This is a genomic window from uncultured Microscilla sp., assembly GCF_947493425.1.
Lineage (GTDB): Bacteria > Bacteroidota > Bacteroidia > Cytophagales > Microscillaceae > Microscilla.
Genome location: NZ_CANLRP010000039.1, coordinates 1 through 26070, shown reverse-complemented (window position 1 = coordinate 26070; position 26070 = coordinate 1). Strand labels below are relative to the sequence as shown.

General features: G+C 40.3%; 21 protein-coding genes. 8 read left to right on the top strand and 13 right to left on the bottom strand.

What is annotated here, in order from left to right:
* The first annotated feature begins 19 nt into the window (after window positions 1-19).
* Window positions 20-1138 (top strand): BamA/TamA family outer membrane protein, encoded by a 1119-nt coding sequence (locus Q0954_RS12530; RefSeq protein ID WP_299457296.1) that lies wholly within the window; start codon window positions 20-22, stop codon window positions 1136-1138.
* 500 nt (window positions 1139-1638) lie between these two features.
* Here Q0954_RS12530 and Q0954_RS12525 read toward each other — a convergent pair whose 3' ends face one another.
* Together Q0954_RS12525 and Q0954_RS12520 are read right to left on the bottom strand one after the other, a co-directional pair.
* On the bottom strand, window positions 1639-2304 hold the full coding sequence (locus tag Q0954_RS12525; RefSeq protein WP_299457294.1) for a hypothetical protein: 666 nt from the start codon (window positions 2302-2304) through the stop codon (window positions 1639-1641).
* A gap of 2 nt (window positions 2305-2306) precedes the next feature.
* Window positions 2307-3137, bottom strand: coding sequence for a Sir2 family NAD-dependent protein deacetylase (locus Q0954_RS12520; protein WP_299457292.1), 831 nt, complete (start codon window positions 3135-3137; stop codon window positions 2307-2309).
* Between the two features lie 778 nt (window positions 3138-3915).
* Between Q0954_RS12520 and Q0954_RS12515 the strand changes: the two genes are divergently transcribed.
* Window positions 3916-6360 (top strand): ABC transporter permease, encoded by a 2445-nt coding sequence (locus Q0954_RS12515; protein WP_299457290.1) that lies wholly within the window; start codon window positions 3916-3918, stop codon window positions 6358-6360.
* A gap of 90 nt (window positions 6361-6450) precedes the next feature.
* Here Q0954_RS12515 and Q0954_RS12510 read toward each other — a convergent pair whose 3' ends face one another.
* Window positions 6451-7035, bottom strand: a complete 585-nt coding sequence (locus Q0954_RS12510; RefSeq protein WP_299457287.1) for a hypothetical protein — start codon at window positions 7033-7035, stop codon at window positions 6451-6453.
* A 103-nt stretch (window positions 7036-7138) separates the two neighbouring features.
* Between Q0954_RS12510 and Q0954_RS12505 the strand changes: the two genes are divergently transcribed.
* A complete protein-coding gene (locus Q0954_RS12505) occupies window positions 7139-9127 on the top strand; it encodes an ATP-binding protein (protein ID WP_299457284.1) in 1989 nt (662 codons plus the stop codon).
* A gap of 68 nt (window positions 9128-9195) precedes the next feature.
* Here Q0954_RS12505 and Q0954_RS12500 read toward each other — a convergent pair whose 3' ends face one another.
* The 9 genes from Q0954_RS12500 to Q0954_RS12460 form a co-directional block, all read right to left on the bottom strand.
* Entirely contained in the window at window positions 9196-9621 is a 426-nt protein-coding gene (locus Q0954_RS12500) for a hypothetical protein (RefSeq protein WP_299457282.1), read from the bottom strand.
* Complete coding sequence (locus Q0954_RS12495; RefSeq protein WP_299457280.1) at window positions 9618-10109, bottom strand: Rab family GTPase; 492 nt, start codon at window positions 10107-10109, stop codon at window positions 9618-9620. The genes Q0954_RS12500 and Q0954_RS12495 overlap by 4 nt, the downstream gene beginning before the upstream one ends.
* The gene (locus Q0954_RS12490; RefSeq protein ID WP_299457278.1) at window positions 10093-10854 is read right to left on the bottom strand and encodes a hypothetical protein; all 762 of its coding nucleotides are present in this window, start codon (window positions 10852-10854) and stop codon (window positions 10093-10095) included. Before Q0954_RS12490 ends, Q0954_RS12495 begins: the two co-directional genes overlap by 17 nt.
* Before the next feature lie 24 nt (window positions 10855-10878).
* Window positions 10879-11553, bottom strand: coding sequence for a hypothetical protein (locus tag Q0954_RS12485; protein WP_299457277.1), 675 nt, complete (start codon window positions 11551-11553; stop codon window positions 10879-10881).
* A gap of 250 nt (window positions 11554-11803) precedes the next feature.
* Window positions 11804-12136 (bottom strand): hypothetical protein, encoded by a 333-nt coding sequence (locus tag Q0954_RS12480; RefSeq protein WP_002698203.1) that lies wholly within the window; start codon window positions 12134-12136, stop codon window positions 11804-11806.
* Window positions 12137-12380: 244 nt separating this feature from the next.
* Window positions 12381-13013: a peptidoglycan-binding domain-containing protein gene (locus Q0954_RS12475; protein ID WP_299457272.1), complete on the bottom strand. Its 633-nt coding sequence runs from the start codon at window positions 13011-13013 to the stop codon at window positions 12381-12383.
* 347 nt (window positions 13014-13360) lie between these two features.
* Window positions 13361-14884 (bottom strand): 2,3-bisphosphoglycerate-independent phosphoglycerate mutase, encoded by a 1524-nt coding sequence (gpmI, locus tag Q0954_RS12470; protein ID WP_299457271.1) that lies wholly within the window; start codon window positions 14882-14884, stop codon window positions 13361-13363.
* Window positions 14885-15198: 314 nt separating this feature from the next.
* Window positions 15199-15963 (bottom strand): acyl-ACP thioesterase domain-containing protein, encoded by a 765-nt coding sequence (locus Q0954_RS12465; RefSeq protein ID WP_299457270.1) that lies wholly within the window; start codon window positions 15961-15963, stop codon window positions 15199-15201.
* 60 nt (window positions 15964-16023) lie between these two features.
* The gene (locus Q0954_RS12460; protein ID WP_299457269.1) at window positions 16024-17205 is read right to left on the bottom strand and encodes a leucine-rich repeat domain-containing protein; all 1182 of its coding nucleotides are present in this window, start codon (window positions 17203-17205) and stop codon (window positions 16024-16026) included.
* Window positions 17206-17646: 441 nt separating this feature from the next.
* Here Q0954_RS12460 and Q0954_RS12455 point away from each other — a divergent pair, with 441 nt between their 5' ends.
* The 4 genes from Q0954_RS12455 (at window position 17647) to bshA (ending at window position 24028) form a co-directional block, all read left to right on the top strand.
* On the top strand, window positions 17647-19515 hold the full coding sequence (locus tag Q0954_RS12455) for a SpoIIE family protein phosphatase (RefSeq protein ID WP_299457267.1): 1869 nt from the start codon (window positions 17647-17649) through the stop codon (window positions 19513-19515).
* A gap of 295 nt (window positions 19516-19810) precedes the next feature.
* Window positions 19811-21799, top strand: coding sequence for a SpoIIE family protein phosphatase (locus Q0954_RS12450; protein ID WP_299457266.1), 1989 nt, complete (start codon window positions 19811-19813; stop codon window positions 21797-21799).
* Between the two features lie 192 nt (window positions 21800-21991).
* On the top strand, window positions 21992-22414 hold the full coding sequence (locus Q0954_RS12445) for a MaoC family dehydratase (protein WP_299457264.1): 423 nt from the start codon (window positions 21992-21994) through the stop codon (window positions 22412-22414).
* 474 nt (window positions 22415-22888) lie between these two features.
* Window positions 22889-24028, top strand: coding sequence for an N-acetyl-alpha-D-glucosaminyl L-malate synthase BshA (gene bshA, locus Q0954_RS12440; RefSeq protein WP_299457262.1), 1140 nt, complete (start codon window positions 22889-22891; stop codon window positions 24026-24028).
* 147 nt (window positions 24029-24175) lie between these two features.
* On the opposite strand, the gene Q0954_RS12435 is transcribed toward bshA, so the two are convergent.
* Complete coding sequence (locus Q0954_RS12435; RefSeq protein ID WP_299457259.1) at window positions 24176-24766, bottom strand: CAP domain-containing protein; 591 nt, start codon at window positions 24764-24766, stop codon at window positions 24176-24178.
* A gap of 156 nt (window positions 24767-24922) precedes the next feature.
* Here Q0954_RS12435 and Q0954_RS12430 point away from each other — a divergent pair, with 156 nt between their 5' ends.
* Window positions 24923-25690 (top strand): CheR family methyltransferase, encoded by a 768-nt coding sequence (locus Q0954_RS12430; protein ID WP_299457256.1) that lies wholly within the window; start codon window positions 24923-24925, stop codon window positions 25688-25690.
* Window positions 25691-26070 lie beyond the last annotated feature (380 nt).

Below are 26070 nucleotides of genomic sequence, written 5' to 3'. Positions count from 1 at the left end.
GAAGTAAAACCATATACAAATGAAATTTAGAATAGCTTTGTCAGTGTTATTATTGGTTTGGATAGTCTTTACCAAAGTCAATTTGTCTCAGGCGCAAACTGATACTACTACCCAACAAAAGAAAGAGAAAAATGTGAAAATGATTACTTTACCCGTGTTGTACTACTCACCCGAAACCAGGTTTGGGCTAGGGGCGCTTGCCTCGTTGAGTTTTAAGATGGGCAAAAACAAAAAAGCTACCCGTGCTTCCAACCTTCAAACCTATTTTTTATACACTGCACAAGGGCAAATAGATGGTACAGCCAGGTATACTCTTTTTACCAACGAAGAAAAATATGTCATCAACGGGCGCTTTTCCTACCTGTTTTTTCCTGAGTTTTATTATGGCATAGGCAATCGGCTACCGAAAGAAAACGAAGAACTGGTAAGTTATCGTAGGGTAAGAGTAGAAAACAGGGTATTGCGCAAAATCACCCAAAAACTTTTTGTCGGTTTGCAATATCGTTATGTAGAAATGTTTCAGGTAAGACCTACTGAAGGTGGTTTGCTCGAAACCAGTCAGGTACCTGGCTATAACGGCTCCAAAGTATCGGGTTTAGGAGCAGCAGTAGTATACGATAGTCGCGACAATATTCTGGCGCCTTATAAGGGAGCTTACCTTGAGCTTTCTAACTATAATTATGGGTCTGACTTGGGTGGAGAGTTTGATTATAGCACTGTAACGGTTGATTTGCGGAAATACTTCAAGCTTTTTGCCCACCGCAAGCATATTCTTGCTATTCAAGGGTATGGCAACTTTATTACTGGCACCGCTCCTTATAAAGAATTGTCAGAGTTTGGAGGAGGCACTATTATGCGCGGGTTTTATCAGGGGCGTTACCGCCAAAACGACTACATGGCGGCTCAGGTAGAGTACAGGCTTCCAATATGGCGATGGATTGGAATGACCGCTTTTACTGGAGTAGGGGATGTAGCCAGTGAGATTAGTAAGTTTGACATTGCCAATGCAAAAATGTCTTATGGCTTAGGCTTGCGCTTTGAAATAGACAAACAAAATCGCACCAATATCCGGGTAGACTATGGCAGAGGCAGCGATGGGTCAGCTGGGTTTTATTTAGAAATAGGAGAAGCTTTTTAAAACCTAGAGTTTTTAGTTTAAGGTAGCGTGTCAACTAGTGCCCTCGCTCTTTTAAGCCCTGGCCAATGCGTCATTAATAATCGCAGAATAACCTTCTATGCTCGTTTTTCGGAATACTGAAAAGTGCCCTCAGGTGCTGGAACCGGGGTCGGTTGTTGAAACCCTTCCGTAGAAGGCTTGGATGAATGGAAGTCGCCAAACTTACTTGAGTAGCAAAACCTCTCAAAATACTAAGGGGCGCCAAGCGATGAAATTTACTACACTAGGGCAACCATAAAGGATTGCCCCTACAAAAGGCATTTGGCTGCTGTTACGCCGTTGCTTGTGTCTTCACAAGTAACCAAAAGACAAGGGGAAATTCCTGTTCATCAATAAAGTATGACAGTAAGAGTTTAGTCAAACAGGGTAGGTTATTTTTGTAGTTTTACTAAACTAAACCCTGAGGCAAATATATCTCACGATTTGTAGCTTATTGCTCACTACTTGCTATTACCTAAGCCCTACACCTGCACCAAACTCGCCTCTACCTCTCCCTCACTGGTTAAGTCAAGCAGACGGTACTGAAAAACTACAGCAGGGTTATGAGGGCTTATTGGACAAATGGCTGGAGAGGCAAAAAACCAAATGTCGTTGCGTTCGAGCATAAAGTCATGGTGAATATGCCCAAACAACACTGCTTTGATGTGGTAAAATTGATCAATGATGCTTAGAAATTGCCCAGCATCTTTGAGTGTGTCTTTAGGTGGGGTCAAGGTACGAATGGCAAGCGGATGATGATGCAAAGTAACAATACAAGGGTAAGCCCAGGAGTTTTCAAGGTCGTTTTGCAAAAAATCCAATGTATCGTTACCCAAATAACCCTGGCTATGGTTTTTTGAGCAACTATTGAGCATAATAAAGTGAGTACCTTTCACATTGAAAGACGTATTCTGCTCATGTGCCACCCAATAAAAAGGAATATCCAATTTTTGTAAAAGCTGGAGTGTGTCATTTCTTCGTTGCTGTAGTACCTCACTGGTAAGTATCAGCAAGTCGGGAGGGTGAGGCAATAGATTGATGTGTGCAAGTATATTCTCAAACACTTGTATTGGAAGCACCTCTGGGTAATGAATGTTGGCTAAAAGATAAGGATCCGTTATTTGTACTATACGTATGGTATCATCCATTATCAAAACATTTTTACCACTTCATTGTGCACTGCGCCCAAAGTAGCCAAAGCACCATCGGCAATGCCCATATGAGGGGCTCTTACATCAGAGTAATCAGGGTTTATTCTTATGAGTTTTGCGTTTTTCTCTCGTACTATTTTGCGCGTCATTGCCCGGATGGTTTGTACATGAGGACCAGAGCCAATCTCAAGCACTAAGACTTTTGTGTGTGCAGCAAGGGTTTTTTCCAAGTTGCTTTTTTGCCACTTCGACCGGGCTGGCACATAGGTATGGTCACGAAACATATACACATTAGGGCGCGACATTTTGCCGCACTTGGGGCATTTGGGCAAATCTTCAGGTTGTAGGTTTTCATTATTTACATCTATTGCCTCATTTGTATCTCCTTCCCATACTTCCTGATGGCAAGGTACCGAGCACTGCAGGTGAAAAATAGAGCCGTGCACTTCACGTACTTTATCTTTAGTGGCACCTGCTTTTAGGTGTTGTCCATCTATGTTAGAGGTAATAAAAAAATAGTCAAGGTTAAACCGTTTAATCCAATCCATCAAGATAAAGTATCCCTGGTGTGGCACCAAATCTTTAAATTGCTGACTGCGTCGAGTAAATCTTTTCCACATATACACAGGGTGCTCATCCATATAAGTGGGGTTCATAATCTCAAAAATGCTTCCTTCCCGTTCGCCCGATACCTTGCCCCATTCCCCAGCTCCATCTTCGCGGTAAGTAGGCACCCCCGAATCCTTACTCATACCTGCACCCGTGTGTACCATCAGCAAATCGGCGTATTGCAGCCAGTCTATAAATTGTTGAATTTTTTCGTGCTCCATGTTGCTAATCTATAAAAAAAACGAAAGAAAGAATTGATCTTACTAAAAAATTGTTTGTAACAAGATAGGAGGGCGTATACTCTTCCCTACTATTTTTCGCGCTCATTTGTGTCCCCACAAATCAAGCCACCCAGAAGCTCAAAAAACAACTTATTTTAGGGTTTCGATCGGCTCCGTATAGCAGAATTTATCAATTGGTAAAGGCAGCTAACCTCCAAATCAAGTTTGGTTTACAACTCCAGGCTTATTCTCGGAGAGCAAGCGAGGCAAAGATGATGTTTTCTAAATCCCGATTCATCGAAACAGTTTTACTGTGTTGAGCTCAACAAAGATACGAGTTAAAAGCTGGGCAGAGTAGAGGGAGCAAAGAACCAATGATCCTGCTATTCGTTAGCTTATGAAAAAAATGAGATGTTATAGAAGCAATTGCTACACCTGCCAGTTTTTCATAAAAACGAAACTTGTTGCTTGATTTTACCAGAAAGAAGGCATTTTTGCGTATTTTAAAATCAGAACTAATATATTTATTTTTTTTATTTAAAGCGTTTGAAAATCAGTTGGTTATGTTTTTGTGGATAATCTAGCAAATAAATGTTTGCGAATGTATGCATCCAAGTGGATAACTTTAGCATCTATATTTATGTATCAAGTACATGGGAAGCTAAAAACTTATTTAGTAAAAGTAGATCAATCCCAATGCTTATTGTATATGACAAACAGTTAAAGATTGCCATTAGTACCATAGAAAACCATCGATAACCTTGGATTAAATAATTGAATGTTAAAGAATTACCTTAAAATATCTCTACGTAACCTTAGCCGTCACAAAATATATACTTTCATCAACATTGCCGGACTTTCTATTGGAATGGCCTGTGCGTTGTTGTTGTACTTATATATCAACGATGAGTTGAGTTTTGACCGTTACCACGAAAAAGCCGACCGCATTTATCGGGTGTCTACCTGGTTTAAGTTAGAGGGTAAACCCCCGCAATACTTTGCCAGTTCGTCGGAGCGCCTCGCCCCAGTATTGCCTAAAGAGTTTCCCAACGAAGTCGCCCAATCTGTAAGGCTATTTAGGGGCACCGAAAAAAAACCTATCAGATACAAAGACAAAAAACTATACCTGAACGGGATTCACTATGCCGACTCCAACTATTTCAAAGTGTTTTCTCATAAACTTATCAAAGGCGACCCCAACAAAGTGTTGACCCAACCCAATTCTATAGTCCTGACCAAAACGGTTGCAAAGCAGTTTTTTGGCAGGGCAGGCAACGCTATAGGTAAGGTAATCAAGGTGTTTGACAACCAAAGTAATAAAGTGACTGGAGTAATGGAAGACCTGCCAAAAAACTCACATTTGCGATTTCCTGCGTTGGTGTCTTATGCGACCATTTATGACCCCAAGGATGTGAATGGTTGGGGCAGTGCCAATTACTACACCTATGTATTGCTAAAACCCAAGGCAAAAATTGAAAGCTTTCGCAAAAATGTTCAAACGGTTTTTACTAAATATATGGTAGGCGATTTTAAGCATTTTAAGGTAACTGCGGGTTTTAGGGTAGACCCTTTGGTAGACATACATTTGTCTGAGTTTGCCTACGAAGATGACGAAACCATTAAAGGAAATAAAGCTTACTTATACATATTGGCGGCAGTGGCTATATTTATGTTGCTCATTGCTGCCATCAACTACATGAACTTAGCCACTGCACGGTCAGCGGGGCGAGCCAAAGAAGTGGGCATTCGCAAAGTGGTAGGATCATACCGTAGTCAACTCATCTTACAGTTTTTGCTCGAATCAGTACTGCTTACCCTTATCTCATTAGTCATTAGTATTACCTTGGTAGAGCTATCATTGCCTTATTTCAACTATGTATCAGGCAAGCAGTTGGTCGTAGAGTATAGCGACCCTTCAGTATTTGGTCTGTTGACACTTATTATGTTGTTGGTGGGGCTCATTAGTGGCAGTTATCCCGCTTTTTTCTTGTCTAGTTTTCATCCAGTAAGGGTGCTTAAAGGCAAGTATGTGAGCAGTCGGAATGCCGCCTTTTTACGCCGTGGATTGGTCATTTTCCAGTTTTCTATTTCTATTACGATGATTATAGGTACTTGGATAGTATATAATCAACTACAGTTTATTCGCAACAAAGACTTAGGGTTTAACAAAGAACGAGTAGTGGTGATCAGAACCTTTGGTGATACCACCAACCTTCAGCGAAATGACTTAATAAGGAAAGACTTACTCAAGCATCAAGGGGTCAAAGAAGTGGCCTTTACGAGTAATGTGCCAGGACAAGATGGTGGCAGTGGCACCGATGCTTTTCCGGTAGAAAATGCTCAAGGCAAAATTCAGATTACGTTGGCGCACATATTAATGGTAGGCTACGACTACTTAGACATGATGGGCATCGAAATGAAAAAAGGCCGTTTTTATTCACGCACGACTGTTACTGATACCTCTAAAGCACTGGTGGTAAACGAGGCTTTTGTAAAAAAAATGGGTTGGAAAAAAGCCTTGGGAAAAAAGGTCTATTTGCGTACCGATAGCCTGGGTAAACTTGTAAAAGGATATGATGCGAAAGTAGTAGGGGTGGTCAAGAATTTTCACTTGACATCGTTGCATAAAAAAATACAACCTTTAGCCCTTAGATTGATATCTCCACGCAAACAAGGACACATGGGGTACCTGTTGGTAAGACTCAAGCCGGGAGGGGTTGGTAAAACCCTTGATTTTATCAAAAAAACCTGGAATAAATACGAGAAAAAATATGCGTATGAGAGCTATTTTCTGGATAAGAAGTTTAACAAACAATACCAAGCCGACGAAGTGCGAGGGCAAATCTTTATGGCGTTTTCCGGCATTACCATTTTTATTGCTTGTTTGGGGTTATTGGGGCTTGCCTCGTTTACTGCCGAACAACGGGTAAAAGAAATAGGCATACGAAAGGTTTTAGGGGCATCTATTCCCAGTATTTTACGCTTAATGTCGTTTGACTTTTTGCGTTTGGTAGTGTGGGCAAGTTTGTTTGGGGGCATTTTTGGTGCCTGGATGATGCATGGTTGGCTGCAAAACTTTGCCTATCACTTGCCCATATACAAACATTGGTTTGTATTTATCTTCTCTGCCTTACTTGCTTTACTTATTGCCTTGCTTACAGTAAGCGTGCAAGTGTTCAAAGTGTCGCAGGTAAACCCCATAGAAGTGCTCAAAGACGAGTAAGAGTAGTATAAAAAACAAGTGTTTAGCTTCGCACCCTTGGGTGCCGATATGTCTCTGTACTCAAAGACGCGAAGCTTGCCCCTGTGAAGGTTAAAGCACTTCTGCATGGATAAAATAGGGGCGTTTGTCGCGCATAATAATTTTCTGAAAACCATCGATTGTATAGGTTGTAATTCGGTAATTATTGCCTTTGTTTTGGCACTGGAAACTAAGTTTGGTGCCAGAAGCAAACAACACATTGTCATTGCCCACAGTAATCTTTACTGATTTGGCTACCTTTTTATCATTGCCCAGTTCTACAATCATCTCTTTTACCGAATTCTTTCCCTCTTTTGTAGTATACTTGATGGTTTTTCCCTCTTTAGTAATGTCATAAGTACCAATCAGCGCAGCTTTGTTTATATCAGCATTGATAAACATGTGTAACTCTTTTTCCCAGTTTTTAATCGCCAAGGTCTTGGTAATAAGTTTACTCTCATTGCGTATTTGTTTTTTTACTTGAGGTTGTTGTTGGTTGAGCCAGGTTATTTGTGTTTGAACAAAACCCTTCAGGTCAAAGTAAGGCTTGGCAGTACCCGCTACTGTTTTATTCGGATTTTCGCAAGCCATGAGCCCGCATAATGTCATAATTGAACAAAGCAGGAATGAATTATGCAACCAATTTTTCATTTTCATATTCAAAAGCTTTAAATTTATCAATTCAATGTTATAATATAGGGGATACTCTCAAACTTGCACGCCCTTCTTGCCACCATGGAATACCGAAGAATTGTTCAGTATGGAAAATTTAGATATTTACAAAGCACGTTATTTAGCCGACCGTTGCCAGTTTATACTGTTTACCCCAGAGGGCAAGCTTGTACAAACCTGCAATACATTGCTAGACCTCAACGGTTACCTCAACCAATCTATTTTTTCTGTTTTTCCGTTTTTAGAAAGCCTGCAAGACACCCTGGCGTTGCTTGAGCCCGGACAGTCTCCGTTGGAGTTTCCCCGTCTCGAAAACTTTGTCAGTGGCATAGATACCAGTTTCAAAGTGCTGGATTGTCGCATAGAATGCATATTAAACAATCAAGTACCTACACTGTTGCTGGTAATAGAGCATCACCCTGACGCCTATCAATATATTTTTCAGATTCAACAAGAAGGAAAAGAATCTGCCATTCAAAAAGAACTATTAGCAGTACAAAACCGTTCCATTGAACTTGAAAAAGAATTACTTCAACTCAAAAATGAAGAACTTAAACGGATAGAACAATTTAAGTCTAACTTTTTTGCCGAAATCAGCCACGAGTTACGCACTCCACTCAATGGCATCATTGGGCTGACAGATTTGTTGCTGGAAGTAATGACCAACCCACACCATGCCGATTACTTAAAAGCTATTCAATCATCCGGCAATCACCTGGTAACCATTGTAAACGATGTGTTAGATATGTCAAAAATAGAGTCAGGGCAGATGCAGTTTGAAGAAACGCACATTAACCTACCCGAAATGTTGCAAAATATTGTATTGAGTTTCAAACAAAAATTTATGCAAAAGGGCATACAAGTCAATACAGTATTAGCTGCCGATGTGCCAGAGGAGGTGCTGGGTGACAAAGTCCGGTTGACTCAAATCTTGTACAACCTGGTAGGTAATGCCATTAAGTTTACCAGTGAGGGAGAAGTAAGCGTAGAGATAAAATTTGCTGACCTTGTCCCTGCTTCTGATCAAGCAGAGCAAATACAATTAGATTTTATAGTAAAAGACTCTGGCATAGGTATCAAGAAAGAACGTTTACAACAAATTTTTGAACCCTACCAGCAAGCCAGTGAGCAAACTACTAGGTTGTATGGAGGTACCGGGCTGGGTTTAAGCATCGTAAGACAACTCATAGAATTACAGGGGGGGCGCATTAGCGTGAGCAGTCGTTGGGGCGAAGGCACCATATTTAATTTTGTATTACCGCTTAAGCTTGCACCAGAGATAGAGCCTCTTACCAATTCGCCCGATTTCCGGCATTCTATTCTTACTCCGTTCGATGTACCTCTCAAGGTTTTACTTGCTGATGACAATGATGTAAACTTATTGTTTGCCCGACAAATATTGCAGGAGTGGAACTGTAAAGTGACCACAGTCTCTAATGGCAAAGAAGCAGTAGAGTTATTGAAAGAAGGGGAGGCAAAAGAAGCGTTTGACCTGGTATTGATGGATGTGTATATGCCTGAAATGGCTGGCACAGAGGCGACTCACTATATAAGAAAAGTGTTGCAAATATCGCCAGATCAATTGCCTATTATAGCGCTCACTGCGTCTGTGTCTCAGCAAGAACGAAACGAAGGGGTACTTGATCTGATGGATGACTATTTGATTAAGCCTTTCAAAAAAGAAGATTTGTACGCCAAAATTGTACAAATGACCCAAATTACAAAGAGCGAGACCTATATAGACATGAGTTACCTTGAAGAGGTGTCTATAGGTGATTCTAGTTTTATTCTCGACATTGCAGAACTCTTTATCCATCAAACCTGTATTGACATTGATAAAGTTCGAGCTTTGATGACAGCCCAAAACTGGGAAGACATGGCGCTTGCTGTACATAAAGTAAAACCTACTTTTAAACTATTGGGTATAAAACCGGCGGAGAAAAACCTCGAAAAGCTACAAAATTACGCTAAGCAAACGATCAATATAGACCAGTTGCCTACATTGCTGCAAGAGGTAGAAGATATTTATCAACTTGCCGTAGCTGAGCTTAAGCAAAAATTATCATTGAGCGAGTAGTGACAAGTGATGATAGGAGTCATCAATGTGTTGTGTTAATATAAGCCCTTGGGTATCAGTCAACAAAACTACCTACCTGCAGTGCTTCTCTCATTTTGTACAATCACCATATTGCGTTCTTGCTGAATTTGCCTCAAATAATAATAATGGGTGGTGTTGTCTCTAATGATCCAGGCAATGAACGAGTGTTCAGGGAAAGGTTCAAATCGTTGAAAGGTGAAGTCGTAAATTTTGCTATGACTAAAGAAAGGAATGTCTAAACGAGGAAAGTAAATAGGTGCATCTTTGGTTGTAATTTGTACCAGTGTTTCTTCTATGCTTTCCAGAAAGGGGATAAAAGTAAAAGCTGATAACCCCTGGTATAAGTTCAAATTAAACAAACTATTACAGCTTTCAACAATCACTCCTTGGTTGTCTAAAAGAACGAATTGAAAGCCAGAAGGGGAAAACTGGCTTTTGAACTGCTGTAAAAATGTTCGCTTTTTTGTACTCATTCTGTCATTTGTTTGGCAATCATTTCGAACATGGCTTCTACGTTTTCGCCAGTTTTGGCACTGGTAAAGTAACTTGCTTTAACCGAGAGGTTTTGCTGAATAGAATTAAGCTCAGCATCACTCAATAAATCTTTTTTGTTGCCAATCACACATATTGGGGCATTGGGCAACTTAGAACGGATAAAGTCAATGTCTGAAGTTATATTTTCAAACGATGAAGGACGTTGCAGATCAAATACATAAATAACTCCGTGTGACCCTAAATAATAAGAGGCAGGCACCTTTGTTTGAGATACTTCTCCTGCTACATCCCACAAAATCATATTGACCGTTATATTGGCAAGATTTACTACTTTCTTGTCTATACGTACCCCAAGTGTAGTGAGATACTCGTCCGAAAAAGTTTGATGAACAAAGCGGCGTACCAACGAAGTTTTCCCTACGCCAAAATTCCCTACTAAAATAACCTTTTTACTTATTTGTTGCATTGAATTGGTCAAAATATGTTTTAAGCTTTTCTGATATATCAGTTTCTGACAAATTATCTAAAGATTGAGTGAGGTTTTGTTCAGCAAACAACTCCAGGTAGTCTAATAACTGAGTTTTGTACTTAGTGTTTACCGAACCCGAAACAATGGCGGTTAGATAAAATTTATAAGAGTTTTGAATCATAATTTTGAAGGTACCATACTCAATCATGTCCAAAGACCCGGTTTTTTGTTGAAATGCATCTTCAATAAATGATTTGATTGCAGTGAGCATGCCTGCAATTACGTCTTGGTCTATGGTGTTGTTGTGCGAGTATTTGCCGTGCAAAATGCCCGACTCCTGGTCTATCACAAAAACCTCTTCTACCACTGGAGGGATAAGTTCCTTAATGATCAGGTCTTTGTGACTTATCCCTTCCCACAAAGCAATGAGTTGTTTTTTTATATTTTGCACCGAAAATGTGCGATCTAATTGCTTGTCTACATTTTCTGATAGTTTTTCGAACTCTACCTGTACAAACTTTCGAATAAGCTTGCCTATGAGGGGGTAAATAGCTTCTATCAGGGCATCTTTTGATTCTTTGAGCTCAGTTCTCACTGTTTTTTCAATGACCGGCTTCAGGTTTTCATTCCGCAACTCATCTATGTTGCTTTGCAGATCATCTACCTTTTGGGTAATTTTCTCCTGAGTTTTACGATCTTCTTCCAGTAAGATTTCTTTCAATTTCTTGAGTACATCATCCATAATCGTAAAACGTTAAAACGAGTCTTACAGTTGCTGTGCTAAATTCCGTAATTTATCGGCTGCAGTATGTTTGTTGGCATAAGATTGCGCGTACTCAGATACGTTTTTGGTGATTTCTTCGATCAAAGCCTTCAGCTGTTCATTGATTCGGTTTTCCATTTCGTCTACCATTCCCGAAATCTCCTGAGCCATGTCCAAAATCTTCTTCTTGTCTTCTTCGTAATTTTGAATCAGTTCTTTTTGGGCACTTGCCAGGTTTAGCTTCAGGTCGCGCATATTGCCACCCACAATAATTTCTTTGACTGCGTCTAAACGTGAATAACGATCTACCCCATTTTTATCAGTTACCTGGTGTTCGGGTTGGTCGGCAAGCAGAATAAAACCATCTTCTTGTTGTTCGCGCAAAGAGTTATTAATCAAAGAAGGAAGATTTTTGTACAAGTCCTGTAATTGCATTTGAAAAACCCGACGGTTTTCTTCCAACACATTTACAAACAGGCTTCTCATATCATTTACCTGATTGTCATAGTCTTTTTTGTTTTCTACCAACATGGTAGCAAACAACTCTTTCATTCCTTGCAACTGACCTTCAATTTCTCGTTTATCGGGTCCTACAATCAGTTCTCTAAAGGTGTTCACCTTTTCTTCGCTTCCCAGCTCTTCAATATTTTCTTCCTGTTTTTTGTCTTTATCTTCCATGACGACTCTTTAAAAATATTTTAGGAGATATGTTGTAAATGTCCGGTGTCGTTTGCAGATTTTGCTCATCTTTTAACTGCTTTGCAGGTTAGCCTGTTGTCAGGTTGTTTTTCAGTCAAACGAGCACGAGCCCGGCTTCCGAACAATGATAGTTTTTGAGCATACTAAGTAGTACCTAATCATTTAGACGCTGTGACATGTAGGGGCTACAAGTACGTTATAATAAACCTCAAATACCCAAAAGGTAAACTTATTCAGCGTCGGAACGCAAACCCTCAGATATTTTAACCAATACATCGTTCAATGCACGCTTGCTTACGTGGGATTGTTTTTGTTTATCGAGCGCAGCTTCGGTTGCTTTTTGCAAGTCAGCTATTTGTTGGTTAAGATTTTTTTCAGTGGTTTGAATAGCCTCAATGAGCTTGTTGCGTACTTCCTCAATTTTAGACATTACCTCTTCGCGATTTTGCCCAATATGATTTTTAAGCTCCGAAATCTGATCATTGTAACTCTTAATATCTGGCCCAAATATCAGATCTTTTACCTCGTCTAGTTTAGTCTTTGGCTCGTTTACGTTTTCCATCCTTTTTCAATTACAATTAGCGTTTCGTTAAGCAAAGCATTGAACAATCATCCACAGCGTTTAGTCGGTAGTTTGTTGTTGATAGTTTGATAGTCAAATTGTGGTAAAGTGCTATATGTTTGACTAAAAGAAACTAACCAACCGAAAAAAGCAGTGGAGTATTAATTAACAATACCCAACTTAAAATAAACTTCTATTGGTAGTTATGCTATACAATAACGAATTTGATTCAAAAATACAATAATTATTTTAATAACAAACGTAATGTACGTTCATCCACCTTTCCCGAAGCAAATATTTTGTTCTTTATCTGAAACTTCATAATGGCCTCTTCTGTTACGTCGCGATACTTACCATCAAGTGGTATTTTATACCCTTTTTTTATCAATTGGTTTTGTACTTCCCAAGTAAGCAAAGTAGTATCTCCCTTTATGAGTGGTTGCTTTTCTATGCGTTGAAAAAGCTCATAGTTTTTGGGAGCAATGCCTTTTTTTTCTACAAACTTAATCGCTTTATTCTCCAGTCCCTGGGCTTTCATTTTCTTTGAGGCAATGAGTTTAGACTCCAGGTACTTTACCCTTGCCAACATTTGATTATATGCCTGTACCGCATTTTGGCTCTGGGGGTTGGTTTGATCTTCATACAATACGTCTATGCCTTCGTTATACCATACTTTGCGGGCAAAACTTCCAGCCTTATGCGCCAACTCAAAATATTCGGTTACCAGCTTTGTATCGTGATAGTTGGCGTCTATTTCTTTGGTTTTTGCAATATAGTTATAATCCCGCCCTGGGTTGTACCTGCGGTATTTTAGGTATTGATTGATAGCCAGGTATACATTGGCTACCAATAAAATAAAAACGACAATACGTTTCATTAGGTATGATTAATTGTATGATTAAATTTACATCGTTTTACTATTGCTTTAGGAACTAAGTAAATTCTACATTATTTCGAGTTTATTTTGGTGGCTGTCAAACCTACAAAAAACGAGCATAGCCTAAGCTACGTGAGTTTTTTTAGGTGAAGTCAGCAGGCAAAAGAGACCGAAAGAAGTGTAAGGGGTTTAGTACCCAAAGCACTAGAGCTTACTGGTTGGCAAGTCTTCATTGCTGGCAAAGTAGCCACCTCAGGTGAGTGTGGTGTTCCTGAGCCTAAAGTGGCACTCCTTTTTCTGATACACCCCAAGTCAATGACCAAAAACTTGTTTGTAGAAAAATAATATCATTGCAATAAATTGTCTCCTGTCATATCTTCAGGTGGATTGATGCCCATCAAATTTAATATAGTTGGGGCGATATCACCTAATTTACCATCTTTTAATGTAACATGATTGTTTTTATCTACCAAAATGCAAGGTACCAGGTTGGTTGTATGGGCTGTATGCGGCGATCCATCAGGGTTTTGCATAATGTCGGAGTTGCCATGGTCAGCTATAACAATGGTGGCATAGTCATTTGCCAGTGCGGTATCTATTACCACTTTGGCACACTGATCTACTGTTTCGCAGGCTTTTACTGCTGCCTCAAACACCCCCGTATGTCCTACCATGTCAGGGTTGGCAAAGTTAAGGCATACAAAATCAACCGCTTTTTTGTTAAGCTCAGGCACAATGGCATCACGAATATCTGCTGCACTCATTTCAGGTTGCAGGTCATAAGTGGCCACTTTGGGTGATGGACACAAAATGCGGCTTTCTCCTTTAAATTCATCTTCTCGCCCTCCCGAAAAAAAGAAAGTGACATGAGGGTACTTTTCGGTTTCGGCAATTCTTATTTGTTGCTTTTGGGCTTTTTCCAATACTTCGCCCAATGTATTAACCAGTTTGGGTTTGTCAAACAATACCTGTACCCCTTCAAAAGTATCATCATAATTAGTCATTGTAAGGTATTGAAGCGACAATTTATGCATTCCTTCGTCTGGAAAATCTTCTTGGGTAAGCACTTGGGTAATTTGTCGTCCCCGGTCAGTTCTGAAATTAAAGCATAGCACCACATCACCCTCATCAACAGTTGCAATGGGTGTCCCCTCGTCATTTACCTTTACTATAGGTTTGATAAACTCATCTGTTACCTCATCATTGTAAGATGCTTGTATCGCCTCTGTCATTTTTTGGCTTGGTTTACCCTTGCCATTTACCAACAAATCATACGCTAACTTTACCCGTTCCCAGCGCTTGTCCCTGTCCATGGCATAATATCGCCCAATGACGGAAGCCACCTGTCCGGTAGTTTGGTCTAAATGCTTTTGCAAGTCAGTAAGGTATGCCTTGCCCCCCTTAGGGTCAGTGTCGCGCCCGTCGGTAAATGCATGAATAAACAGCTGCTTTACTCCTTGCTCATGGGCAATGCTACATAAACCTTTGAGGTGGTCGATATGCGAGTGCACCCCACCATCAGAGAGCAAGCCCATCAAGTGTACCTTTTTGTTGTGAGCTTTAGCATAATCAAAAGCCTCTGTAAGCGTAGCATTCTTGTTCAGTTCTTTATTTTCAACCGCCCGGTTAATTCGTACCAGGTCTTGGTAAACCACCCTGCCTGCACCTATGTTCATGTGGCCTACTTCAGAGTTCCCCATCTGTCCTTCAGGCAGTCCTACAGCAAGCCCTGAAGCCTCCAGGCGGCTATGTGGGTATTGGGTATATAGTTGGTCGATAAATGGAGTGTTGGCGTGGTCTACTGCCGATACTTTAGGGTTGGTGGCAATGCCCCAGCCATCCAAAATCATTAAAATTACTTTCTTATCCATTTTCTTTCAAATTAGCTTCTAACAGCAAGCAACAAAAACACCATTGATACATAGTGGTTGCCTACAAGTATTGGGGTTGCAACAAGCAACAGTTCACTGGTATTAGCGTGGGCAAATAGTTTTGCCAAAATTACTAATTTGCAAGTATAGAAATTTTGCAGGGTAAAAATTAGTTTTCAAAGCTTTCGTATCTCTGTTTTTGAGCAAATAGCCCAATTTTTTTTGTAGTAAATCCTAAGTGGTGTTATTTCAATGATAAAATAGTGGGTGCAAGTTTGGTATTTGTTGTCTGGGCGATTAAACAGTTTCTTTCGTTATACCCAAACCGTAGTGGCTTGTGCCAACTCTTTTTGGTCGCTTTCGCGGATGAGTTGATGAATAAAAGAAAGTGGTTGTTGGGTGCTGATTTGTTCAGTACGAGCCACCACACCATCCTTCCAGACGGTTTCGAGGCGATACAATAAGTCAATAGATGCCAACTGCCGTGATGTGAGCACCTCTTCGGGCAACGACTCTATAGCCCATTGTAAGTAATAAGCATTGTTGGTGTGTTGGTTAGTATCCAGATCGTTCCAACGCACCCTAAAAAGTGTTTCAGAGAGCGGAGCATTTACTTTGGCAATTTTACCCTTGGTATGAGTCATAAAATCTTCATCATCGGGGGTAGGCAAGCTTGTGATCAATTGGGGCACGCCCACCATTTTGCGGGCTTGTATGTCCATCACTGCCCAAGTGCTGGTAGCTTGCCCTATTTGCTTGCCTTGTGCATTATACAACTGAAAGTTTCTGTACACAAAGTACTTGTCATAGCCGGTAGGGTAAGTAAGCACCCGCACTGGTTCGTACCGGGAGGGATATTGCTGCATGTCAATTTTTATCCGGGTAAGTACCCACGTCAGGCGGTGTTTTAGCAAGTCAGTCACCCCTACCCCTAGGTGGTCAGCGTGTTGCCCGGCAGCTTCTTGCAAATAGTTGGCAATGGTTACTGGCGATACCCGGTTATAAATATCTACCTCATACGCCCTTACCTCAAAGTCGAGCCAGATTTTGGGCAATTTGGTGGTCTGATTTTTTTCCATATACCAAAGATAAATATTTTTTACATCTTCAATAATCAAGTAGAGTGCTTAACCAACCATTTACCCTTGTTGAATATCAATTACCCCCTGATTGGTTTTTACTTGCTCAAGGCGGGGCAGTTTGTGTACTATTTGGGGCAATTGTTCAAAGTGATTATGGCTAATATCAAGGTATTTGAGCGATACCATGTCTTCTATATGAGTGGGTAAACTCCGTAAATGACAGCCTGCTATATTGAGCTTTTCTACCTGATCGAGCAAGGCTACCTCATCGGGTAGCGTGTTGAGTTTGCAAAACGATAAATCCAGGTTTTTTAAACTGCTTATTTTGTGTAATTTGCTAAACAAACCACTGAGTTGCAGGTTTTCATTAAAGTTTAGTTTCAAAGCATTGAGGTGGTTCAACTGGGTCACTTCTTCGGGAAAGTCTTCAAAGTTTGAATAGCCTAAATCGATGCGTTCTAAAGAGGTAATCCGACAAAAGTTTACCGGAAAACTTCCCGAAAGACTCGTAAAGGTCAACTCTTTGAGTTGGGCAAGTTGGGCTACTTCAGGAGGTACAGTGCCAAAAAACTGGTCGTTATTAATGAACAGCTTTAGTTCGGCAAGTTGGTGTAATTGGGTAATACCTACCGGAAACATAGCCAGTTTGCTTTGTATATTCAGGTATTTTAGGTTTTTAAGCTGCGCAATATCTTCCGAAATGTACCCTAAATTTCTGTTGATAATAGTCAGACTTTCGAGCTCGGTCAACTGCCATATTTCTTCCGGAATAGCCTTTATGCTTCCGGCAAGTTGCAAAGATTTACCTTTTTGTACTCTACGCAGTAGTTTCATAGCATCTACTGCCCGGTGCTTCCAGCAAAACTCCCAACTTTGTACCCAAAAGTCTATCAGGTGTACTCCCAATACTTTCACGTCTAAGACACCGTGTTGATGCATTTTTTCGAGCAAGGCAGTAAACACAAACACACTGGGAATCCCGCTTTTAGGTACAATTTTGGCAAAAAGGAGCTCTTTGGTAGCATTGGCATAAAATCCAATGGGAGCCCTTGCTTTAAACAAAGGTTTTGCCTGCGTTCGTACTGCTTCATCGGGGTGAAAAAACGACAAAATGAACAAGTAGGTAAGTGCTTCTGTGCTGTGGGGTGCGGCTTGTAACTTTGCAAAGGCTGCCTGAAGGTTGGTTGGGTTTGTACTGGTGATCAATTGATGAACGTTCGTAATCTCCTGGTTGGTCATATTAGTGGAGCTTTAAATTACACATAGTTAAGTAAAATCATACATCGGCTTTATTCCAATGGAAAATAGGTAGCATAGTTTTGGTACACAATTTTTTATTCTGTTTTTTTTAAGGAATAGATAGAAAACAACTTTTTGCTAAGGAATGGTGAGAAATTAAATTACCATTCTTGAGGTAGAGGTTTTGTTTTGAGACGAGGCTATTTTTTGCGCCCATAGCAGCGCTACGGGCAATAAAAATAACGAAGTATCAAGGCGAAAAATCATCCCTCAGAGTGTAAATTTATTTTTGAACAATTCCTAAGGCTTAGAGGTGCTTTTTATCAAAGGCAAGTTTCTAAATCCTACGAATTAAGTTCGGAGGGCTCAGCCTTTTCGGCTAATTTTAAAAAAGCCCTAAAATTCTAATACATAAAAAAATAAATACTATATCATTACACAATGAAAATTGCTTTCCGCTCTATAAGGGCTAAGTTATTTGTATATTTTTCAGGGTTCTTTCTCATTATTGTGTCTTTTATTGGCTACAATCTATGGATTGATACCAAGGAGAGCAGTATTGAGCAAATAGACATGGGGCTGGCCAAAATCAACTTGCAAATATTGACTATTGGTGGGTTGGAACGCGATTTTCTGGAAAACGAAATTACTAACCACGATTTCTACAAGCTGCGCTACAGCGCATACCTTACCAAAAGAGACAGCATTGTTACCAAAGTACTCCAAAACATCGACCAACTTGCCCAAACATCTCATACTACTTCACAGGGGCTAGATAAAGCAGTTACCACTATTAAAAGTGAACTGGTAAAGTATGAACGTAATTTTAGGCAAATGATCCAGCTCATTAAAAAAAAGGGCTTTAAAGATGCGGGTCTTGAAGGACAAATGCGGCGTTATATCCACGCTATTGAAGTATCAGGCTATAGTAAAGACCTGACCACATTATTGATGGCACGCCGTTATGAAAAAGACTTTATTATAAGAAAAGACCTGGATTATGTACAACAGGTAGACTCTATCAGTAAAGAACTAAAAAAAGAGATTGAACAAAAAGTACAGGTCGAAACAAAAAAAAATGCCTTATTTAATTTGCTCGAAAAGTATAGGGTCACTTTTCTGGAACTGGTAGGCATAGAAGAAAAAATAGGGTTTGACAACCGTAGTGGCTTACGCAAAGAATTGAACGATTCGTTTGAAGTGATTAAAAGCAGCATTAGCCAGATCAACCGGATGATGCTCATAGAAACTGAATACATTCATGCCAATATTCAACGGAGCAATTGGGTAGCCCTTGTGTTGTTTTTAATATCATTTATTTTATTTAGCAGCCGACTTATCCATATCTTGAGCCGCCCGGTAAGGTTACTCTCTAATTCTATTCACGAAATTGTAAGCAAAGATTTTTCTACTCAAGTACCCTTCATAGAAATCAAGCAAAAAGACGAAGTAGGTAAACTATCAGCAGATTTTGCTTTTATGCTTAAGCGTATGCACGACTACATTAGCGAAATAAAAACCAAGTCGAGCAACCTGGAGCAAAAACAGCGGTTATTGATGGATAGCATTCGTTATGCGGAACAAATTCAGCGGGCTATTTTGCCCGAAAAGGAGGAGCTGCAATCGGTTTTTAAAGATTTTTTTGTGATGTACAAACCTGCCGATTTGGTTTCGGGTGATTTTTACTGGTTGAGCGTTACCGAACATCGGGTGTTTTTGGCGGTGGTTGATTGTACCGGACACGGGGTGCCAGGGGCATTTATGAGTATGATTGGCAATACACTGCTAAATAAAATTGTAAAAGAAAATCACTCACAAAACCCTGCTGAAATTTTAGAAGAACTACACATAGAGGTAAAGATTGCACTGCATCAGGAAAAATACAAAAATGATGATGGTATGGATGTTTGCTTGTGTATGATGGAGGGGCTTAACCAACCCAACCAGGAGGTAAAGGTGGTGTATGCAGGAGCCAAACGCCCATTGTGGTATTTTAATGAAGGGGAGCTTACCGAGATAAAAGCTACCAAACGCTCTATTGGTGGGCAAAGTAAGTACCGTCCTTTCGACAATCATTCTTTTACCTTACCATCTGGTAGCAAGCTTTACCTCACTACTGATGGCTTCAATGATCAGCACGATGTAAACCGTAAAAAATTTGGTAAGTTACGCCTCATGGAAATGGTAAAACAACACGCCCATTTGCCCATGCCCGATCAAGTCAACCATTACACACAAGTGCTCAAAGAGCATATGCAGGGCAATGTACACCAACGCGATGACATTACCATAGTGGGGGTTCAGTTGTAAAACTTCTTATTGGCTTAACACAACCTGCTTTTTCCGTATTTTGGTATTTTACCTGGCAAAGATTTGGTTACTGCCAGGCAAACCAAATAATTCAAGCATTTTTTTAAAAAAAATCTTTTGATGGCTTGTCCCAAAGCAAGTAAGTTTGTTAAAGGCGGCAAAGAAGCACTCTATTATATGTTTTACCTTAATAATTGTATAACATTGGCTTAAAAAAAAATAAGGTTGTTTGCACTACTTTTGTTGAAAAGCATGGAGTTCATTTAGGATAAGAACCAACCAAACAATTTAAGTCGTGTTTAAGCAATTTCACACCATCAGGTCAAAACTACTGTTTTATTTCGCCATATTTTTGGTGCTCACCTTTACCATTATATTGACCAATTTTTGGTTCGACAAACGTAAAGATACGATTGATGCCATTGCAGCCCGCCTACAAAATATTAATTTAAATACTCAAATTATCAGCCGTTTAGAGAGCGAGTTTTTTAAAGATGAAATCATCAACCCTCAGTTTTACAAAACCCATCAAAGTACTTACCTTACTCAACGCGACTCGCTGGTAGACCGGGTGCGCACAGACCTAAAAAACCTGGCAAAAACCCATGAGCTTGCTTCTACCGAAGTAGCCAATAATATTGAAGACATTGTTGCCCAGTACCAACGGTATGATACTATTTTTAGTAATATTATCACCCTTATTCAGTTTCGCGGTTTTAAAAACTACGGAATTGAAGGTAAAATGCGGCAATACATTCACCAGGCCGAAGACTCCAGCAAGGTTCATTTATACGACCAAAGCCATATATTGATGATTAGGCGCTATGAAAAAGATTTTATTTTGCGAAAGCAACCTATGTACATTGCCAAGGTAAAAAAAGCAGTGAAGGCATTACAAGGCATTGTAAAAAAAGAGGTTTGGCCTACAAAGGTAAAGTATCAGCTTACGTTGGATTTACAAAACTATCTGGAGCTGTTTGACAAATTGACTGCTGCTGAAGCAGCCATTGGTTTTAGAAATAATATGGGGTTAAGGCAACAACTTAAGCTACTTGCCAAAGCGATGAACTCCAACCTGGCTACACTCAATCAGGTAGTGCGGCAGAGGTCACACCGTCTGGAGCGACAAATTACCGCCACATTGGTGCTGATTATGGCATTTTGCGTGGGGTTGATTGTGCTATTGGGATACACCATTACCCGCATGCTGAGCCGCCCCATCAGACAACTATCGGCATCAATAGGCGAAGTGATCCGTAGTGGTTTTTCTCACGACCGTAGCTTGCTTAGGTTTGATACTAAAGATGAGATAGGGTTGTTGTCTAAAGATTTTGCCTATATGCTGGATACAGTACATTTTACTATGGATGAGATCAAACAAAAGTCTGCCAAAGTAGAGGAGAAGCAAGCCTTGTTGATGGATAGCCTGCGTTATGCCAAACAAATACAGCAAGCGATTTTGCCTGAATACCACGAATTTGAAAATGTATTTAAAGACTATTTTGTGCTTTTTCTTGCCCAGCAGGTAGTATCAGGCGATTTTTACTGGCTATTGCAACGAGGCAATAAAACTTTTGTGGCGGTGGTAGACTGTACGGGGCATGGAGTACCAGGGGCATTTATGAGCATGATTGGCAATACATTGCTCAACGAGATTGTAAACGAAAAAAATGTGGAAGAGCCCGCATTGATTTTAGAGGTGCTCCACCTGGAGATAAGAACGGCTTTGCGACAAGCCCAAAAGAAAAACGATGATGGCATGGATGTGTGCCTTTGTCTCATAGAGCAATTGCCTCAAAGTCCGCGTTGCAAAAAAGTTACTTTTGCTGGAGCCCGCCGCCCGTTGTTGTATTCTGTTGCTTCTGTAGAACCTGAACTGCTAAACAACCCAACAAAAGAAACAGATGTATCTGCATACAATGCAACAGTAGCTACCATCGAAAAACAAATCACTGCTAACAAAGAACCCACCACGCTACATATTATCAAAGGCACAAAACGTTCAATTGGTGGGGTACATCACTACGAAAATCGCCCATTTCTCAACCACCAGGTCATATTGCCCGAAAACACCGTTTTATACCTCACTACTGATGGCTACGCCGACCAACACAATCCACAGCGAGAAAAGTACAGCCGACAAAGGTTGTATACGTTCATAGAGACCATTGCAAGAATGCCGCTTGGGCAACAAAAAAAGGCGCTAAATAATGAGCTGGAACAGCACATGGTAGATGCAGTACCCCAACGCGATGACATTACTATAGTGGGGATTAAACTCTAACATTTCTTATTTAACCTTAAAGTATCTCATATCTTTCGACAAAATATTATGATAGTTGCATTGCACTACAATATATTTGTAGGCAAGTTTCAAATATGTTGGCATTTAAAATAGTTGAGCCCAATATATTTTTATAAACAAAATGGTTTAATTTGTTTCAGTTCATAACAACATTATTAATTCAATAGATATATGAGATTATACGAAGATATTAATCTGGATGAAACAGAATCTTTTGAAAGAGTAATAACCGAAGATATGGTCAGACACTTTGCAGAAATATCGGGTGATAATAACCCGCTGCACTTAGATGAAGAATTTGCTAAGACAACTCAATTCAAATCTAGAATTGTGCATGGAGCATTACTTGCCAGCCTCATATCGGCTACTCTATTTAAGTTTGCTGGCAATGGTGCTATTTATAGTTCACAAGAAGTGCGTTTTCTACGTCCGGTATACCTGGGCGATAAAGTAGTTGTCACTGTAAAAGTGATGAGTAAAGAAGTAAAACGCCGCAATGGTATTGTTCACTTATATGCCAAGTGTGTCAATTCACAGGGTAAAATTGTACTTGATGGCAAGAGTGAAATCATTGCCCCCCGCCGCGAAGCTTAGTTGCAGCCAGGCGATATCCTACATTTGAGAAGTAAAAACCTACTAACCAGTGGTTTAACAGTATTTTAACAGCCATTCTCTCCTTCCGTTAAACATTTTTAAATCGAAATGTAGTTTATTTGTAGTAAATACAAATTTATTGAGGTTTGAAACAGCTTCCATTACACTTTTGTTATTAGGGAGCAAACAAGAAATAACCTACCCATTTTGTAGCTGCTCTTTTGCCCCAAGACTTTGTTACTTTTTGCAGCCGTAGCTCTGCTATGACATTAAAAAGTGCCGCGTCTCAGAATAAAATAGCTAACAAAGAAAGGGTATCCTATTTTTTAATTGCTCCCTTAAAAGCAATAAGCTGTTAACCTATCACACAGGTTCTATACAAGGGCAGGTTTAATACACATATAATGTTGTCCCTTTTTTTGCAAAGAGATGCAATGCTTTAAGCCTACCCTAACCGTCGAAATTTTAACACAAATGAATATAGGCATTGTTTGTTACCCCACCTTTGGTGGGAGTGGTGTAGTAGCTACTGAACTGGGTAAGGCGCTTGCTCAAAAAGGGCATAAGGTTCATTTTATTACTTACTCACAACCTGTTCGTCTCGATTTCTTCAACGAAAATCTTTTCTATCACCAGGTATACATCCCCAATTATCCACTATTTCAGTATCGTCCTTACGAGTTGGCATTGACCAGCAAAATGGTCAATGTAGTGAAATACGAAAAACTGGACTTGCTTCATGTACACTATGCCATCCCTCATGCATCGGCGGCATATATGGCAAAGCAAATCCTTAAATCAGAAGGCATTAGTATTCCTGTGATTACCACCTTGCACGGTACCGATATTACTTTGGTAGGCAAAGACCCTTCATTTGCCCCGGTGGTTACGCTCAGCATCAACGAGTCGGACGGAGTAACTGCTGTGTCTGAAAGCTTGCGCGAAGATACCTACAACCATTTTAAAATACGCAATGGTATTGAGGTGATTCCTAACTTTATAGACCTCGAACGGTTCAAGAAACAAAAGAAAGAACATTTTAAAAGAGCTATTTGTCCTCACGGCGAAAAGCTACTGGTACACACCTCTAACTTTCGCAAGGTAAAACGCATAGAAGATGTACTACATACCTTTAGCAAGGTAGTGCAAGAAATACCTGCCAAGTTGTTGTTGGTAGGTGATGGTCCGGAGCGTAGCAGCATGGAAGCACTTTGTCGTGAATTGGGCACTTGCGAAGATGTGAGTTTTATAGGTAAGATAGACGCCGTAGAGGAAGTACTCTCGGTGTCTGACTTGTTTTTAATGCCTTCAGAAAAGGAAAGCTTTGGGCTTGCTGCGCTGGAAGCCATGGCTTGTGAAGTACCTGTGGTATCGTCAGACGCAGGTGGAATACCTGAAGTGAATATACACGGCAAAACAGGATTTATCAGTAAAATAGGCGATGTAGAAGATATGGCAAAAAATGCCCTTTTTGTCTTAAATGACGATAACCTGCCCTCATTTAAAGCCAACGCCCTGGCAAGAGCTAAAGATTTTGACCTAAGCCAGATTTTACCTTTGTATGAAGACTATTACCACAAAATAGTTGAAAAGGTAAAGGGAGCAAAAGTGTAACAGTGATGTTGTGAGCAAGCTGTTTTATATGATGAATTAAATGTTTGTAAAAGCAACAATGGCTTATTATAAACACTCAATAAACAAATAACCCCCATAAGAAACCATCTTATGGGGGAGGGGGTGTATATTTATAAGTAAGTTGGACTAATTTCTGTCTGAAAAATCCTGTACGCAATTATAACGATACTTTTTGTGAGGCTCTATAGCTACCCCCACATATTTATAAGTAGGGTCAAGTATGGTTTTGCGGTGCCCTAACGAGGGTACACCGTTGTCTATCAATAACTGTAATACAATGCCTAAGGCATCGTTGTGCCCATAAGAACAGTTTTCGGCAATGGCGCCAGACACATATCTGCGCAAGCGTTTTACAAAACTGGTTCCATCGCTAGAGTTATGTCCTACCTCTCCGGTAGTACCCATGTCTTTGGCGTGGAACACTGCAGCCTTGGTGAGCTTTTCGGATGGCAACAAAGGCGCCAACCCTTTGGTTTTACGCAAATCGGCGTACAACGACTTTACATATCGGTTGCCTTGCATACCCTTGTCGGCCACATATCGGTCAAGATATTTTTTGATAAACTGATTACCGTCATGGCGTGCTACGTTCATGAGGTATATTACCTGAGCCTCTGTTTCATCAAGGTAGCTTACCCCTTGGGCAGTGCGTAGGTTTTGGGCGTTGCCTGTGCTAAACAACAAAGTGATTAATATAATTGTAAAAAGGTGTTTCATCTGTTTATAAAGTTGTGATCGTATAAGGGTATACGTGCCAGCATTATGCCAGTACTACAAAAACCGACCAATATGAGTGGATTTTATACAAAACAAAGGAAGTAATTTGATTGTTTTCAATTGTATAATATAAAGATGGAAAAGATTGTGCACCTTATGAAAGGTCAAGCAGGTTATGACTTGTCTGGTATTAAAAATAGCTATATAGAGACTCAGGTCAAGGCTTTTCAACAAAAAGTGGGAGCAAATGATTTGAATGCTTTATTTAACTATTTAAAGAGTAACCCCGCAGCACTTACCCAACTCACCAATGCTTGCCTCAATAATGCCACACGTTATTTTCGTAATCCGCGTTTGTTTGAGTTGCTGCGCCAGTTATACTTGCCCGCTTTGCTCAAACAATCCTCGGTTAATATTTGGGTGGCGGCCTGTTCATTGGGCGATGAAGCTTTTTCGTTGGCAATTACCATTCACGAACTATTGCAACAAACCCTTGAGCCTTGCCCTGCTAAAGTACATATTTGGGCTACTGATATTTCGGCAAAAGCCATTGATACCGCCAAAGCAGGGTATGCTATAGAAAGCAACCTGGTATCAGTAGGCGAGGCAATCAAGCAAAAGTACTTCCATTACAAAGACCATCGCTATTATGTGCAACCTGCCATCAAGAACTATGTAGAGTTTGCTGTCCACGATTTATTACAGCCACTTGCCAATGCACCAAAGTTCGACCTCATTATTTGCCGCAATGCCTTGCTATACTATGACATTGCCTACCAACAACATCTGATTACTAATTTGCACCAACACCTTAAGCCGCAAGGTATTTTTATTATCAGCGAGTTTGAATCAATGCCTGCCAACTGTGCGTCGCTTTTTACCAAATCGGCAGAGGCTCCTTATATTTTTACTTCTAATTTGTAGCCACCCGCTGTGTCAAGTCTTCCCGCAGGGCGACTTGACACTATTGATGAATAGAAGTCTTTTGACTTCCCCCGAAAACAAGTTCGGGGTTTTTAACCTGCGAATGCAGGCTTTGATCAAGTACTATGCGAAAGGAAGCCTGGAGACTTCCCCGCTGTGTCAAGTCTTCCTGCAGGGCGACTTGACACTATTGATGAATAGAAGTCTTTTGACTTCCCTCGAAAACAAGTTCGGGGTTTTTAACCTGCGAATGCAGGCTTTGGTCAAGTATTATGCGAAAGGAAAGCTTGTCCTGTAAGGATCGAGACTTCCCCGCTGTGTCAAGTCTTCCTGCAGGGCGACTTGACACTATTGATGAATAGAAGTCTTTTGACTTCCCT